Source organism: Cryobacterium sp. TMT2-4, assembly GCF_004402575.1.
GTDB lineage: Bacteria > Actinomycetota > Actinomycetes > Actinomycetales > Microbacteriaceae > Cryobacterium > Cryobacterium sandaracinum.
In genome coordinates, this window is the sequence record NZ_SOGE01000003.1 from 1 (window position 1) to 14,145 (window position 14,145).

Below are 14,145 nucleotides of genomic sequence, written 5' to 3' on the forward strand. Positions count from 1 at the left end.
ATAAAGTTTCTTTCCTTTGACAGTCAGAAACCTAGACAGGAAGCGGCGTGCGGCCGTTAAGGCGCTCCGAAACACCCACGGATACAGCAGGGGAGCCAAGATTTTGGCGTGAAAGCGCTCTTTCGCAGGATTCAGGTCCGATTCGCGCAAAATCTCCGTCGAATTCGTTCGGGCCGTAAGGGCGCGCCGGTCACGGCAGGCGCAGGTGGTCAACGGGCATCATGACCAGCGGCGCGCGCAATTCCATCAGGTCCCGGGCGTGCTGGTCGAGCCGCTTGTCCTCCGGGGTGATCAGCGTCAGTGGTTCTACCGGCTCGGCGTGCCCGTTCGCGCCGAGTGCGACGAAAATGCTCATGCACTGCGTCGTGAGGTGCAAATCGTGGGGCGTGCGTGGACTGCCCGAGCGCACCCGGATGCTGATGTGCATGCTGCGCTTGCCGGTGTGGATGAGCCGGGCATCCACTTCGACGATGTGCCCGATGTGGATCGGCCGGTAGAAGTGGATGCCGCCCGAGTAGACGGCAACGGCCGCTACGGAGCTCCAGGCCGCCGCCGTAGCGAAGGCGGCCTCATCGATCCAGCGCATCACGGTTCCGCCGTGGGCGTTGCCGCCCCAGTTCGCGTCGGCGGGGTCGGCCAAAAACCGGAACACCGTGCCTGGCGTGGTGCTGTCATCGGTATATTCCTGTGAGCGCATGACAGTCTGGATGCGCTTGCGCGGCTCGAGCCGGGCCGTCGCGTTCTCTTGCAGCTCCCGGTCGACGTCGGAGTGGGGCACCCACAAGGGAACTTCCTGCGGCTTCCCGGCATCGTCGACGGCGACGAAGACGAGGATGCAGTGGGTCGCCGGACTGTATTCGCGGGCGCGGACATCCGTGGTCTCGACCGTGACAAGCACGTGCATGCTCGTGCGTCCGGTGTGGATGATGCGGGCGTGCACCTCGACCAGGTTGCCGGGCTTTATCGGCCGGGTGAAGTGCACATTGCCGACGTAGGCGGTGACCGTGTCGGATGCGCTCCAGCCCACCGCACAGGCGTAAGCGGCCTTGTCAATCCACTCGAGCACGCTGCCAGCGGCCACGGTCGCGCCCGAAGCGGCGACGTCGGCGGGAACGGCCATGAAGCGCAGGGTGATGCGGTCGTCGGGCATGCCCGCGTCGAATTGCGACATCGAACGGACAGGTGCGGCGGTCACGGATACTCCAACGAAAGCAGGTCAGGGGCTTCGGTCCAGACTTTCACATCCGGGCAGGCTGCGGGACAGGGCTGCGGGACAGGGCCGCGGGACGGGGCAGCCGGGGCAGGGGAGTCGGGTGCGGGCCAGACCGTTGCCGGTCAGCCGTGGGTGCGGCGGTGTTCCTCGAGCGCCTCGACGACAAGGTCGTGGTCATAGCGCTGGGCCAGCCCGGAGACGCCGACGACGCCGATGAGCGAGCCCCGTACGCGCAGGGGGAAGGCGCCGCCGTGCGCGGCGTGTGTGTTCGGGTCGAGGTTCGAGTCGGTGCTGAAGTCGCGGGAGTTCGCTCGGAAGCGCATGCCCACGGCGTAGGAGGAGTTGGCGAAGCGCCGCACCACCCGGAACTTGTTTTCGAGCCAGGCGTCATTGTCGGCGCAGGCACCGGGCAGGGCGGCATGGAAGACGCGCTGGTCGCCGAACATGATCGACACCGCGATCGGATGCCGCCGGGCGTTGCCGAGTTCCACGAGCCGCGACCCGACGGCCCAGGCGTCGCCCACGTCGAAGGAGTCGAACTGAATGACACGTTCCTGCTCGAGAAGCAGCGGGAGAAGGTCTGCGGCGTCGTGTGCGTCGGTCATCGCATGCCTTTCGGGTTGAATGATGAACAGGGCAGAGGCGCCCGCAGTCAGTCTTCCACTCCCGCGCTCGCAATGGGAGCCGGTGCTAACGCAAACGAGTCGCCAAATATCGATAAGCGTCGATATACTGGGAGGACCGTCATCACGGACAAGTCGCCCCTCTGGATGCCGGTCTAGGAGATGGTCACCCATGGCACACATCGAGATTTTCGAACCGGGACTGTGCTGCGGCACAGGCATCTGCGGAGTCGACGTCGACCAGGCGCTGGTCACCCTCTCCGCGGACCTCGATTTCACCCGCGCGAACGGCGGCGACATTGCCCGATTCAACCTGGCCCAGGAGCCCCTCGCCTTCGTGCAGAACGAGGTGGCCCGCCAGTTCCTGCACACCGTCGGCCAGGAGGGCCTGCCCGTCACGCTCGTAGGGGGAGCCACCGTGCTCACCGGCCGCTACCCGACCCGCGCCGAGCTCGCGAGCTGGACCGACGTGGCGGCTGTCGACACCGGCGCGGCCAGTCACCGTGCGGCCGTGCAGCCGGAGGGAACGGTGCGGCTGCTAGCCATGGCCGGGTCCGGTAGCGCCACAGCCACCGAGCTCACTGAAAATACCGCGGGCGCCGATGCCGGCTGCTGCGGCAACGGCGGCTGCTGCTAGGGCCGATCATGACGACCCTGCGCTTCCTCGACGACGCCCCACGTTTCCTCTTCTTCACCGGCAAGGGCGGGGTCGGCAAGACCTCCATCGCGTGCGCGAGCGCGGTGCGTCTGGCCGAGTCCGGGGCATCCGTGCTGTTGGTCAGCACCGATCCGGCCTCCAATGTGGGCCAGGTCTTCGGGGTGACCATCGGCAACACGGTCATGCCGATCGCGGCGGTGCCCGGCCTGTCGGCCCTCGAGATCGACCCCGAGCAGGCGGCCGCGCAGTACCGCGAACGCATCGTCGGCCCGGTGCGCGGCCTGCTGCCGCCCGCCGAGATGGCCTCGATCGAGGAGCAGCTCTCGGGTGCCTGCACCACCGAGATCGCCTCGTTCAACGAGTTCACCGACCTGCTGACGGATGCCGCGTGGACGGCCGCGTACGACCACATCCTCTTCGACACGGCCCCCACCGGGCACACCATCCGTCTGCTGCAGCTGCCCGGGTCGTGGACCGACTTCCTCACCGAGGGCACGGGCGACGCGTCCTGCCTCGGGCCGCTCTCCGGCCTCGAGAAGCAGCGCGCCGTCTACGCCGACGCCGTGGCCGCCCTCGCCGACCCTGCCCGCACCCGGCTGGTGCTCGTGGCGCGCGCCCAGGGCGGCGCCCTGCGGGAGGCCGCCCGCACCCAGGCAGAACTCGCCGCCATCGGCATGCAGCGTCAGCACCTGGTGGTCAACGGCATCCTGCCGGCCGGACCGGCAACGGATTCTGATGCCGATACGGGCACGCCCGCCGAGGCCGACCCGCTCTTCGACGCCATCCGGGTGCGCGAACAGCAGGCGCTCGCCGCGATGCCCGCGGGGCTGCGCACCGCGCCCACCAGCTACGTGGGGCTGAAGAGCACCAACATGGTCGGCTTGGCCGCGCTCCGCAGCCTGCTCGAGCCTGCACTCGTCCCGACACCGGGCACCGGAATCGCCACGGTCGCTCCGGGGGCCCCGCTCTCGGCTCTCGTCGACGAGATCGAGGCCGGCGGCCACGGCCTGGTGATGCTGATGGGCAAGGGCGGTGTGGGCAAGACCACGCTCGCGGCGGCGATCGCCGTCAGCCTCGCCGAACGCGGGCTGCCCGTGCACCTCACCACGACCGACCCGGCCGCGCACCTCGACGACACCCTGGCCGGCCGGCTGGCGAACCTGACCGTGTCCCGGATCGACCCGGCCGTCGAAATCGCCAACTACACCGAGCGGGTCATGCGCACGAAGGGCGCTCACCTCGACGCGCAGGGCCAAGCCATGCTCCGCGAGGACCTGCGTTCGCCGTGCACGGAGGAGATCGCCGTGTTCCAGGCCTTCTCCCGCGTGAGCCGGGAGGCGAAGGGCACCTTCGTCGTGATGGATACCGCGCCCACGGGCCACACCCTGCTGCTGCTGGATGCGACCGGGTCGTACCACCGCGAGGTCACCCGGCAGCTGGGCGACGGCATCCGTCTGACGACGCCGATGATGCGGCTGCAGGACCCGGAGCAGACGAAAGTGATCCTGGTCACCCTCGCCGAGACCACGCCCGTGCTCGAGGCCGCGGAGCTGCAGGCCGACCTGGAGCGGGCCGGCATCACCCCGTGGGCGTGGATCGTGAACAACTCGATCGCCGCGGCGGCGCCGACCAACCCGCTGCTGCTCGCGCGGGCCCGGAACGAGCTCCCCGAGCTCGAGCACGTGCACGAGAAGCGCGCCCCGCGGCTCGCGGTGGTGCCGCTGCTGGCGGAGGAGCCGGTGGGCATTCCGGCGCTGCTCGCGCTCGCCGCGGGGCGGCAGCCCGCGCCGGCATCCGTTCGCTAGCTGGCCGGTCGGCCAGCGAGGGGGTCGGCCGGTGTTCCAGCCCCTACGTCTGTCGAGTCTGAGGCCCCGAAGTACCTGCGTCCCGAACGAATTCGACGGAGATTCTGGCCAAATCGGGTTCAAACAGTTGGAAAGAGCGCTCTCAGCACAAAATCTCCGTCGAATTGGTTCGACACCGAGGGCGGGATGCCAGCTGTGCGGAAAGCGTCCACGCGGTGCGGTCGACTCGCACCTGCCGCAGTGAAATAACCAATTGTCAGGACTGACCCGGTTAGCGCACGACCGGCCGGGCCGTGGTGCCGCGCACGGCAGACCAGACGACGATGACGCCCGCGAGCACCATGGTGACCAGCCCGAGCCCGGAGTAGCCGATCGCGCTCAGGATCAGGCCGGCCAGGGCTCCGCCGAGGGCACCGGCCCCGTTCATCGATAGGTCGGAGAAACCCTGCAGGGCGGCGCGGTCGTGCACGCCCACCACCTCCGCGATCAGCGCCGAGCCGGCGACGACGGATGCCGACCAGCCCAGTCCGAGCAGGATCAGCCCCACCGTCATGGCAGTTTGTGACTCCCCGGCCAGCCAGAAGATCGCCAGCGAGACCAGCAACAGGCTCTGGCCGATGAGGATGACGGGCATCCGTCCCAGCCGGTCGGCCAGCCAACCGAAGACGGGCGAGAGCGCGTACATGCCGGCGACGTGGAAACTGATGGTCAGCCCCACCAGCGTCAGGGTGGCGCCGTGGTCGCGCAGGTGCACCGGGGCCATCGACATCAGGGCGACCATGGTGGCGTGGCTGCAGGCGATCACGACCACTGCGAAGCGGGCCTGTGGGTTGACGCGCACGATGGCCAGGCCGCCGCGCCGCGTGCCGCCGACGGGGTCGACCTCGCGTGCGGCGAGGGCGGTGAGCAGCGGGTCGGGGCGGAGTCCGACCGTGTAGACAACGGCCGCGCCGACCGTGGCGATCAGGGAGAAGGCGAAGGCACCGGTCAGAGGGGGCAGGCCGAGGGCCTTTCCCACGGTCTCGCCGGGGCCGAACAGGTTCGGGCCGAGCACGGCGCCGATGGTCGTCGACCAGACCACGATGGACAGGTCGCGCGCCCGGAATTGTGTGCTTGCGAGGTCGGTGGCGGCGAAGCGGGCCTGCAGATTCGTGGCCGATCCGGCGCCGAGGAGCATCAGGGCCAGCAGGAGCAGCGGGAAGATGTCGACCGTGACCGAGGTGATGGCGAGAACAGCGCCGGAGCCGGCGATGAGCGAGCCGGTCGCGAGGGAGCGGCGGCGCCCGCGGCGCTGGGCCAGGCGGGCCAGCGGTACGGCCACGAGGGCGGCGCCGAGGGTGCTCATGGTGGCGGCCATGCCCGACCAGGCGCTGGAGCCGGAGAGCTGCGCGGCCAGCAGGGCGCCGAGGGAGAGCGTCGCGCCCATGCCGATGCCGCCGAGGATCTGGCCTGCGATGAGCACCCGCACGACCGTGCGCTGCAGCGGCGTGTGGTCGGCGGGCGCGGGCGCGGGGCGGGCGTCCGGGGTCACGGGCGCGGGCGCATCCGGATTGGTGGACATCGGGCTCCCTTGTGGCATGTGCGCTGGGGTTTCAGCATACCCCAGGGGGTAATTAGACTTCGACGACGAGCAGGGTGTCGAGGGCGAATGTGGCGGCGCCGCCGTCGCCGGGGGCCTCCGGGTCGGTGGCGAGGTCGCGGCGGATGGTCTCGCAGCGCACGACCCGGGAGGCACCCGGGCTTGCGGGGTCGATGCAGGAACGCAGCAGCTCGGGCGAGTAGAGGATGGCCGGATCGCCCGGTCCGGGAGCCCCGGTCGCGAGGTTGGTCTGGTCGTGCCCGAGCGCGACCAGGTGCCCGCCGGGGGAGAGCCACCCGGCGGCGCGGGCCAGCACGGCGCGCAAGGCGGGCTCGGGCAGGTGCAGGTACATCACGGTGACCAGGTCGAAGCTTTCGCCTGACGGATCCCAGGTCGTGGCGTCGCCGACCTGCCAGTCCACCGACACGCCTGCCTCGGCGGCGTGCGCTTCGGCCAGGCCGACGGCTTCGGCGGAGAAGTCGACCGCCGTGACCGTCCAGCCGTGGCCGGCCAGCCAGATCGCGTTGCGACCGTCGCCGGTGGCCAGATCCAGCGCACGCCCCGGCGGGAACGGGCTCACGGTGTCCTGCACGATCTGTGCCGGCAGAGCCGACCACAGACGTCCGGCCTGGCCGGCCTGTGCCTCACGGGCGAGGCGGTAGCGGGTGTCCCATTCGGTGGCGTCCATGGCGTGTCCTCTCGGCGGGCATCCGTCGGTGTGAACGGATGCTGCGCGATGGCCAGTTTCGCACGGAAGCGGCGGCTCAGCGGGAGAGCGCTGCCAGCTCGGCCCGGGTGGAAGCACCCACCTTGCGCAGCAGGTTGGCGACGTGGAACTTGACCGTGTTCTCGCTGATCGAGAGCGTCTCGGCGATCGCCCGGTTGCGGGCGCCGGAGGCGACCAGCTCGAGCACGCCCTTCTCGCGCGGGCTCAGACCCCACGCGGCGGCGGCCGTGAGCGGTGCGAGCGGCACGTCGAGGGGGAGGGTGACGGTCATTTCGGACCCCCAGCCGGTCGTCGCCTCCAGCCGCAGCGAGCCGTTCAGTGCGGCCACCCGGCTCGTCAACCGGCTGACGCTCGGGCTGTCCGGGGTGAGGTCGCCGGAGCCGTCGTCACGGATGTGGATCAAAAGGTTGCTGCCGTCGCAGTCCCAGTGCACGCGCACGCGGGCCACCCCGGCCTGCTCGACCAGAGCCAGGACCGCGCCGCGCACGATGGCCCGGGCGGCGTGGGCCACCTCGCCGGGCAGGGCCCGGCCGTTCACGGGCGGCTCGATGAACTGCACGTCGAGGTCGCCGAAGCGCACGAGCGGGCGCAGGTCGTCGCGCAGGCGTTCGAAGGCCCGAGCAACGGGCTCCTCGGTGAGGGACCGGTCGAGGTCGGAGACGGCGCGCAGCGCCACCATCGCCGTCGCGGCCAGGTCGATCGCGGTTTGCCGGGCCGAGGCGTCGCTCGTGTTCCGGGAGCGGAGCACGGCGAGCAGGGACTCGAGCGTGGTCGCCTGCGTGTCGGTCAGGTCGGCGACGACCCGGGCGCGCTCGGCGGCGGCCGAGCGGGAGTCGAACGGCTCGATCGAGGGGGCTGGGCGCTGACTATTCACCTCAGCATCCTACCGGAGGCGCGTTCAGCCATCCGTTCGAGTAGGTGCACCGCCCGTTCGGTGGGCCTCCTGCCCGCCCGAAAGAGTGGACCATAAGGGGATGCCTTCTTGCACCGACACCCCCGTGACACTGACCGTGACCGAATCGCTCGCCGCCATCGCGGCCGAGAACGCCGGGATCGTGCGCCAGCTCCTGACGACGGCGACCACGAACAGCGCGAACACCACGAACAGCGCGAACAGCACTGACGACACGGCCGGCCTCCCGACCCTCGACCAGGCTGCGGCCGCCCTGCGGGGAGCCCGGCGCGTGTTCGTTCTCGGCGCGGGCCGGTCCGGCCTGGCCCTGCGCATGACCGCGATGCGGCTGATGCACCTCGGGCTCGACGTGCACGTGGTCGGCGAGGTCACCACCCCGGCGATCGCGGCCGGCGACGTGCTGCTGGTAGCGAGCGGGTCCGGCGCGACGGCCGCCGTCGTGCGCGCGGCCGAGACCGCCGCGGAATCCGGTGCCCGGGTAATCGCGATCACCACCGCTCCGGACTCCCCGCTCGCCGCGCTGGCCGCGGTGACCGTGGTCGTGCCGGCCGCCCAGAAGCAGGACCACGACGAACTCCGGTCGCTGCAGTACTCGGGCGCGCTCTTTGAACAGACCGTCGTCGTGCTCGGCGACGCGATCTTCCACAGCCTGTGGAAGGCATCCGGGGCCACGGCCGACGATCTGTGGCCGCGGCACGCCAACCTCGAATAACGCTTTTCACTCACTCAGACCTATCAGACCTCACCAGACGTCACCAGAACCGGAAAGAAGACCATCATGAAGCTTCAAGTCGCCATGGACGTACTCACCACGGATGCGGCCCTCGAGCTGGCCGCGAAAGTTGCACCCTACGTGGACATCATCGAGCTCGGCACCCCGCTGATCAAGGCGGAGGGCCTGCGTGCCGTGACCGCCATCAAGGCCGCTCACCCCGACAAGACGGTCTTCGCCGACCTCAAAACGATGGATGCCGGTGAGCTCGAGGCCGACCTGGCGTTCACCGCCGGCGCCGACCTGGTGACCGTGCTCGGCACGGCCGGGGACAGTACCATCGTCGGGGCCGTCGCCGCAGCCACGAAGCATGGCAAAGGCGTCGTCGTCGACCTGATCGGCGTCGCCGACAAGGTGACGCGGGCCCGCGAAGTGACAAAGCTCGGCGCCGTCTTCGTCGAGATGCACGCCGGCCTTGACGAGCAGGCGGAGCCCGGCTTCTCGCTCTCGACTTTGCTCAACCAGGGTGAGACCGCCCGGGTTCCGTTCTCCCTGGCCGGCGGTGTGAGCGTCGCCACCATTGCCTCCGTGCAGCGTGCCGGGGCCCGGGTCGCCGTCGCCGGCGGCGCCATCTACGGCGCGGAGGACCCGGCCGCCGCGGCGGCCGCCCTGCGCGCCGCCATCATCTAGCCACCCCGGAGTCCGCGCTGGAGTTGGCGCGGGAGTCCGCGTGGATACGGAAAAAGCACCCTCGTTTCGAGACGAGGGTGCTTTCTCGTGGGGGCAGGGAGGGGGTGTCAGCCGAGTAGCATCTTGCCGAGCGTGTCAGCGGAGTAGACGGTCGCGGTCGCCTCGGCGGCCTCGGACGGGGAGCCGTAGCCCCACTCCACGAGGATGGCCGGCACGCCGTGGGCGGCCGCACCTTCCGCGTCGTAGCGGCGGTCACCGACCATGACGGGCTTGCTGAGGTCGGCACCGGCGGCGGCGAGGCGCTCGAGGGCCTCCGCCACGACGTCGGCCTTGGAACTGCGCGTCTCGGTGTCGGTGGAGCCCACGATGGCGGTGAAGTACTGTGCCAGGTCGAAGTGCTCGAGCACCGCGATCGCATTGTGCTGGGTTTTGCTGGTGGCCACGGCCATCGGGATCTTCGCCGCGTGGATGCGCTCGAGGAGTCCGGCGACGCCCGGAAAGATGGCGGTGTCCAGCAGGTGCTTGCCCTGGTCGTCGGCGCGGTAGACGGCGACAGCCTCGGCGGCCTCCTCCGGTGTCATTCCGGCGTACTCGCGGAAAGCGGCCAGCAGAGGCGGCCCCACGTAGGCCAGTAGTTTCGCGTCGGCGGGAACCGGGCGGCCCAGCACGGCGAAGGTGCGGGCGAGGGCATTGGTGATGGCCGGGGCGGAATCGGTGATCGTTCCGTCAAGGTCAAATATGATGGCACTCCACGTGCGGGTCAATGTCGAAATCACAGGCTAATACTAGGGGTCGGGAGTCGATCCATCGCATGAATTTAAAGAAAAATAGGAGTAATACGCTTTCGCGCGGGCCGCCAGCCCCTAAAAGAGTTTCGATTGTGTGTCGTCGAGTCCGCGCATGGCGTCGTAGTCGAGAACGAGGCAACGGATACCCCGGTCCTCGGCCAGGGTGCGCGCCTGCGGCTTGATGATCTGTGCGGCGAAAACCCCGATCACCGGCGCAAGATGCGGGTCGCGGTTCATGAGTTCGAGGTAGCGCGTGAGCTGTTCGACCCCGTCGATGTCGCCGCGCCGCTTCAGCTCCACGGCGACGGATCCGCCCGTGGAGTCGCGCGCCAGGATGTCGACCGGGCCGATCGCCGTCATGTACTCCCGGCGCACCAGGATATGGCCGTCGCCGAGCAGGTGGATGTGCTCGGCCAGCAGCTTCTGCAGGTGGGCCTCGACGCCGTCCTTGATCAGCCCGGGGTCGATGCCGAGCTCGTGGGCGGAGTCGTGCAGCACCTCGTAGATGCTGACGATGAGCTGATCGGCGGTCTTGGCGTGGGTGACCGTCCAGACGGCCGTGACGCCGGCCTCCGTCTGGTCGTCATCGGGCTCGGACAGCGCCAGGCTGCACGGCGGGCTCATCCAGTTGAGCGGCTTGTACGAGCCGCCGTCGGAGTGCACGAGCACGCTGCCGTCCGACTTGATCATGAGCAGGCGGGTGGCCAGCGGCAGATGCGCGCTCAGTCTCCCGGCGTAGTCGACGGAACATTTCGCAATCACAAGGCGCACGGTTCGAGCCTAACCGCGCCGCGGCATACGTTCGCCCACCCTCGACGAACCTCCCGCGCCCCGGGTCCGAACCAATTCGACGGAGATTTTGCCGTTTCGGCTTGAAACAGCCCCAAAACCGGCCTCTAGCGCCAAAATCTCCGTCGAATTCGTTAGGCGGCGGGGGCGCTGGTGCGCTCGCGCGCGGCGGGGGCGGCCAGGCCCGCCAGAACCATCAGCGCCAGGATCAGGAACAGGGCGTTCAGGATGCCCCAGGCCTCCCCGAGCAGGCCGAGCACGGGCGGGCCCACGAGGAACGCGAAGTAGCCGATCATGGCGACGGCGCTCACTCGGGCGGCGGCGTTCTGCGTGTCGTCGGCGGCGGCCGACATGCCCACCGGGAAGCCGAGCGACGCGCCGAGACCCCAGAGCACCGTGCCGGTGTAAAGCAGCCCCTCGTTCGGCGCGAGGATGAACAACACCAGGCCCAGGATGCCCAGCGCGGCGCAGGCGCGCAGCACCGGTACCCGCCCGAACCGGTCCAGGATCGGCCCGCCGAACACTCGGCCGACGGTCATCGCCGTCACGAAGACGCCGAAGATGATGGCGCCCTCCGTGTTGCTCAGCCCGTGCCCGTCGACGGCGGCCAGGGCCAGCCAGTCGTTGGCCGAGCCCTCGGCGAAGGTCATGCCCAGCACGATCGTGCCGATCAGGAGGATCCTCGTGTCACCCCACGCGGACAGGCCGACGCGCAGGCGCTCCCGCCACGGCGGCGCAGGGCGCGGCCCGGCCTCCGCCGTTCCCGGCGCGACGCCCGGCTCCGCGCCCGACGCCGACGCCGTCGCCGGCTCGTCGCCGAGCTCCGCTCGCACCGGGATATACCGCACCCCGGCGACGGCCGTGGCGAGCACGAGAAGCGCAACCCCGGCCAGGTGCCAGAACACCGGCAACGAAACGAAGGATGCCCCCGCGCCCGCCAGTGCGCCGACCACGGTGCCGAGGCTGAAGCAGGCGTGCATCAGCGGCATCAGCGTCTTGCCGATCGCCCGCTCAACCGCCGCCCCCTCGACGTTCATCATGACGTCGACCGAGCCCATCCCGAAACCGACCAGGGCCAGCCCGGCGAAGACCAGCTCGGTGGACCCCAGCAGGCTCGTGCCGACCCCGGCCGTGATGAGCCCGACCGAGGAGATCGCGACGCCGAGCACCACGGCGCGCCGGGCGCCGAGGCGGGCGAGCAGCCCGACCGCCGCCACCAGGCCGATCACCGACCCGGCCGAGAGGCCGAAGATGACAATGCCCACCTGCGCGGTCGAGAGCTCGAGGCCGTCTCGCACGGCCGGGATGCGGGACATCCAGGTGGCCAGTGCGAGTCCGGCAATGAAGAAGAGTGCGAACACGGCGTTCCGCCAGGCGTGCAGCCCGGGCCGGGCGGCTGGGGTGGCGGAGATTCCGAGGTCGCGGGCGGTGTGGGTCACACCCTCCACGTTATCCGAAACGCAATCTGTCGCACGTGGGGGGACTTCAGGGGGTAACAGAACGGGGGTGCCGCACCCCGCCGCACCGCGGTCGCTCTCCGAGATCTGCGCCGAGGGCGGGCTGCCACAGAGCACTGTGCGCCGCCTGCTCGGCGAGCTCGAAGAGTGGGGCGCCGTGCAGCGGGATGCCCGCGGCCGCAACCAGATCGGCCTGCGCCTCTGGGAACTCGGCCAGCACGCGGGGCGGCAGCTGCGCGACGTGGCCCGCCCCCTACCTGCAGGACCTCTCCGGCCTCACCCAGGAGACCGCGCATCTGGCCATCCGCGACGGGGCCGACGTGCTCTACATCGACCGCGTCTACGGCACCCGGCGCGTGCAGCAGGCCCCCCGGGTCGGCTGCCGGCTGCCCATGCACGCCACCGCCATGGGGCGCGCCATCCTGGCATTCGAGGAGGACTGGGTGCAGGACGCCGTGCTCGGCGGCACGCTGATCGCCCGCACCGCCTTCACGAAGACCGACCACGAGCAGCTCCGCCGGGAGATCGAGAAGATCCGCGTGCAGGGGTTCGCGCTCGCCTCGGAGGAGGTTCGCCTCGGCTCCGGCTCCCTGGCGGTTCCGGACTTCCAGGCTGACGGCCGCGTCGTCGGCGGGCTCGGCATCGTGCTGCCGACCAGCCGCGCCCACCAGCTCGAACGCAACCTGCCGATCCTGCTCGGCACGGCCGAGCGCAGCCAGGCCGGAATCGCGCAACTCCCCCCTCGGCGCTGCAGCCCGCCGCCCGCGCCCGCAAACCACCCCGGTGATCGACCCCGTCGCGATCTGAGACCCGATGGATCCGGCAACCGTGTTCGGGCCGAGCGCGACCGCCGCGCAGGGGGACACGGTGCTTGGTTACATCCGGTCGGGCCTGGCGGAGGGTGCCCGCGCCACGACCGGCGGCGACGTGCCCAGCGGGTTCGACCGGGGCTTCTCCGTCACGCCGACCGTGTTCGCCGACGTGACGCCCGGCATGCGGATCGCCCGGGAGGAAGTCTTCGGGCCGGTGCTGTCGATTTTGCGCCTCGACCGCCTCGAGGAGGCCATCGGGATCGCCAACAACACTGATTTCGGCCTCGGAGGAACGGTCTTCTCCGCAGACGAGGATGCCGCCCTCGCGGTGGCTTCGCGGGTGGACACGGGCTCGATCGGGATAAAATTCTTCGCCGCAAGCCATGCCGCCCCGTTCGCGGGGCGGCATGGCTCAGGGCTCGGCGTCGAATTCGGCCTGGAGGGTCTGCACGTCTACCTCAAGCCGCAGTCGGTGCACCGCCGCATCCGCTCGTAGCCGGCACGGCGGTGCGCTCAGGATCGCGGCAGGATCAGGGCCGCATCTGCGGGGGCAGGGCGGCGATGATCGGGTGGTCCTTCTGGAACACGCCGGATTTCGCCGCCCCGCCGGGCGAGCCGATGTCGTCGAAGAACTCGACATTGGCCTTGTAGTACTCGGCCCACTTCTCGGGCACGTCGTCCTCGTAGTAGATGGCCTCGACCGGGCAGACCGGCTCGCAGGCGCCGCAGTCGATACATTCGTCGGGGTGGATGTAGAGCGAGCGCTCACCCTCGTAGATGCAGTCGACCGGGCACTCGTCGACGCAGGCACGGTCCTTCACGTCGACGCAGGGCAGGGCGATCACATAGGTCATCGGCACGCCCCGGTCAGACTCAGTCGAATCGGCGCAACGGGCTGGCTAGATGTTGAATCCAAGAGCGCTCATCATCTCCCGGCCGTCGTCGGTGATCTTGTCGATGCCCCACGGCGGCATCCAGACCCAGTTGATGCGGAACTGGTCGACGATGCCGTCCAGGTTGACGCCGATCTCCTGCTCGAGCACCTCGGTCAACGGGCAGCCGGCCGAGGTCAGGGTCATGTGAATGATCAGGGCATCGTTTTCATCGTCCCAGCCCAGATCGTAGATCAGGCCGAGGTCGACGATGTTGATGCCGAGTTCCGGGTCGATCACATCCTTGAGGGCCTCCTGGACGGCATCGAACCGCGCCGCGCCCAGGGTCGATTCCGCCGACTGCAGTGCGGTTGTCCCGAGGCTCATCGGGCGACGTCGGCGCTCTGGAAGCGATCGTAGCCCTCGTCTTCGAGGCGGTCGGCGAGTTCGGGGCCACCCTGTTCGGCGATCCGGCCGTCGACGAAGACGTGCACGAAGTCCGGCTTG

Annotated in this window: 15 protein-coding genes and 3 pseudogenes; 7 read left to right on the forward strand and 11 right to left on the reverse strand. The window is 69.8% G+C overall.

The window, feature by feature from the left end; genetic code table 11:
• Window positions 1-190: 190 nt before the first annotated feature.
• Entirely contained in the window at window positions 191-1,195 is a 1,005-nt protein-coding gene (locus tag E3O54_RS01345; protein WP_241976708.1) for an acyl-CoA thioesterase, read from the reverse strand.
• Between the two features lie 140 nt (window positions 1,196-1,335).
• Window positions 1,336-1,818 carry a heme-degrading domain-containing protein gene (locus E3O54_RS01350; protein ID WP_134400778.1) on the reverse strand — a complete coding sequence of 161 codons (483 nt, stop codon included), beginning with the start codon at window positions 1,816-1,818 and terminating at the stop codon, window positions 1,336-1,338.
• A gap of 190 nt (window positions 1,819-2,008) precedes the next feature.
• On the opposite strand from E3O54_RS01350, the gene arsD reads away from it, so the two are divergent.
• Window positions 2,009-2,473: an arsenite efflux transporter metallochaperone ArsD gene (arsD, locus tag E3O54_RS01355; protein WP_134400779.1), complete on the forward strand. Its 465-nt coding sequence runs from the start codon at window positions 2,009-2,011 to the stop codon at window positions 2,471-2,473.
• A 17-nt stretch (window positions 2,474-2,490) separates the two neighbouring features.
• Window positions 2,491-4,299: an arsenical pump-driving ATPase gene (arsA, locus tag E3O54_RS01360; RefSeq protein WP_134400784.1), complete on the forward strand. Its 1,809-nt coding sequence runs from the start codon at window positions 2,491-2,493 to the stop codon at window positions 4,297-4,299.
• Window positions 4,300-4,570: 271 nt separating this feature from the next.
• Here the strand turns inward: arsA and E3O54_RS01365 are convergent, their stop codons facing one another.
• The 3 genes from E3O54_RS01365 to E3O54_RS01375 all read right to left on the reverse strand — a co-directional run bounded on the left by E3O54_RS01365 (window position 4,571) and on the right by E3O54_RS01375 (window position 7,479).
• Window positions 4,571-5,860: an MFS transporter gene (locus tag E3O54_RS01365; RefSeq protein ID WP_134400780.1), complete on the reverse strand. Its 1,290-nt coding sequence runs from the start codon at window positions 5,858-5,860 to the stop codon at window positions 4,571-4,573.
• Between the two features lie 52 nt (window positions 5,861-5,912).
• On the reverse strand, window positions 5,913-6,566 hold the full coding sequence (locus tag E3O54_RS01370; protein ID WP_134375197.1) for a bifunctional 2-polyprenyl-6-hydroxyphenol methylase/3-demethylubiquinol 3-O-methyltransferase UbiG: 654 nt from the start codon (window positions 6,564-6,566) through the stop codon (window positions 5,913-5,915).
• 76 nt (window positions 6,567-6,642) lie between these two features.
• A complete protein-coding gene (locus tag E3O54_RS01375; protein WP_104100580.1) occupies window positions 6,643-7,479 on the reverse strand; it encodes a LuxR C-terminal-related transcriptional regulator in 837 nt (278 codons plus the stop codon).
• Between the two features lie 100 nt (window positions 7,480-7,579).
• On the opposite strand from E3O54_RS01375, the gene hxlB reads away from it, so the two are divergent.
• Window positions 7,580-8,230 (forward strand): 6-phospho-3-hexuloisomerase, encoded by a 651-nt coding sequence (gene hxlB, locus E3O54_RS01380; protein ID WP_134400781.1) that lies wholly within the window; start codon window positions 7,580-7,582, stop codon window positions 8,228-8,230.
• Window positions 8,231-8,296: 66 nt separating this feature from the next.
• The gene (gene hxlA, locus E3O54_RS01385; RefSeq protein WP_104100578.1) at window positions 8,297-8,920 is read left to right on the forward strand and encodes a 3-hexulose-6-phosphate synthase; all 624 of its coding nucleotides are present in this window, start codon (window positions 8,297-8,299) and stop codon (window positions 8,918-8,920) included.
• Window positions 8,921-9,027: 107 nt separating this feature from the next.
• Here the strand turns inward: hxlA and E3O54_RS01390 are convergent, their stop codons facing one another.
• The 3 genes from E3O54_RS01390 to E3O54_RS01400 form a co-directional block, all read right to left on the reverse strand.
• Complete coding sequence (locus E3O54_RS01390) at window positions 9,028-9,696, reverse strand: HAD hydrolase-like protein (protein ID WP_134375191.1); 669 nt, start codon at window positions 9,694-9,696, stop codon at window positions 9,028-9,030.
• An 87-nt stretch (window positions 9,697-9,783) separates the two neighbouring features.
• On the reverse strand, window positions 9,784-10,479 hold the full coding sequence (gene nucS / locus E3O54_RS01395; RefSeq protein ID WP_104169263.1) for an endonuclease NucS: 696 nt from the start codon (window positions 10,477-10,479) through the stop codon (window positions 9,784-9,786).
• 152 nt (window positions 10,480-10,631) lie between these two features.
• The gene (locus E3O54_RS01400; RefSeq protein ID WP_241976709.1) at window positions 10,632-11,936 is read right to left on the reverse strand and encodes an MFS transporter; all 1,305 of its coding nucleotides are present in this window, start codon (window positions 11,934-11,936) and stop codon (window positions 10,632-10,634) included.
• Here E3O54_RS01400 and E3O54_RS17245 point away from each other — a divergent pair.
• The 3 genes and pseudogenes from E3O54_RS17245 to E3O54_RS01410 form a co-directional block, all read left to right on the forward strand.
• Window positions 11,839-12,078, forward strand: a pseudogene (locus tag E3O54_RS17245) (hypothetical protein); the annotation flags it as partial. The gene E3O54_RS01400 and the pseudogene E3O54_RS17245 sit on opposite strands and share 98 nt — an antisense overlap.
• A gap of 283 nt (window positions 12,079-12,361) precedes the next feature.
• Window positions 12,362-12,571: pseudogene (locus tag E3O54_RS17250) on the forward strand (IclR family transcriptional regulator C-terminal domain-containing protein); the annotation flags it as partial.
• A gap of 196 nt (window positions 12,572-12,767) precedes the next feature.
• The gene (locus tag E3O54_RS01410; RefSeq protein ID WP_134400782.1) at window positions 12,768-13,262 is read left to right on the forward strand and encodes an aldehyde dehydrogenase family protein; all 495 of its coding nucleotides are present in this window, start codon (window positions 12,768-12,770) and stop codon (window positions 13,260-13,262) included.
• Window positions 13,263-13,296: 34 nt separating this feature from the next.
• Here the strand turns inward: E3O54_RS01410 and fdxA are convergent, their stop codons facing one another.
• From fdxA to sufC, 3 genes and pseudogenes are all read right to left on the reverse strand, one after another.
• Window positions 13,297-13,620 carry a ferredoxin gene (gene fdxA / locus E3O54_RS01415; RefSeq protein WP_134400783.1) on the reverse strand — a complete coding sequence of 108 codons (324 nt, stop codon included), beginning with the start codon at window positions 13,618-13,620 and terminating at the stop codon, window positions 13,297-13,299.
• A 45-nt stretch (window positions 13,621-13,665) separates the two neighbouring features.
• Complete coding sequence (locus tag E3O54_RS01420; protein ID WP_104193717.1) at window positions 13,666-14,025, reverse strand: metal-sulfur cluster assembly factor; 360 nt, start codon at window positions 14,023-14,025, stop codon at window positions 13,666-13,668.
• Window positions 14,022-14,145: pseudogene (gene sufC / locus E3O54_RS16715) on the reverse strand (Fe-S cluster assembly ATPase SufC); the annotation flags it as partial. The pseudogene sufC and the gene E3O54_RS01420, both read right to left, overlap by 4 nt.

Coding starts and splice junctions, on each gene's coding strand:
- E3O54_RS01350 (WP_134400778.1), bottom strand. CDS start 1,818: ATGACCGACGCACACGACGCCGCAGACCTTCTCCCGCTGCTTCTCGAG.
- arsD (WP_134400779.1), top strand. CDS start 2,009: ATGGCACACATCGAGATTTTCGAACCGGGACTGTGCTGCGGCACAGGC.
- E3O54_RS01365 (WP_134400780.1), bottom strand. CDS start 5,860: ATGTCCACCAATCCGGATGCGCCCGCGCCCGTGACCCCGGACGCCCGC.
- E3O54_RS01370 (WP_134375197.1), bottom strand. CDS start 6,566: ATGGACGCCACCGAATGGGACACCCGCTACCGCCTCGCCCGTGAGGCA.
- hxlB (WP_134400781.1), top strand. CDS start 7,580: ATGCCTTCTTGCACCGACACCCCCGTGACACTGACCGTGACCGAATCG.
- hxlA (WP_104100578.1), top strand. CDS start 8,297: ATGAAGCTTCAAGTCGCCATGGACGTACTCACCACGGATGCGGCCCTC.
- E3O54_RS01410 (WP_134400782.1), top strand. CDS start 12,768: ATGGATCCGGCAACCGTGTTCGGGCCGAGCGCGACCGCCGCGCAGGGG.
- fdxA (WP_134400783.1), bottom strand. CDS start 13,620: ATGACCTATGTGATCGCCCTGCCCTGCGTCGACGTGAAGGACCGTGCC.
- E3O54_RS01420 (WP_104193717.1), bottom strand. CDS start 14,025: ATGAGCCTCGGGACAACCGCACTGCAGTCGGCGGAATCGACCCTGGGC.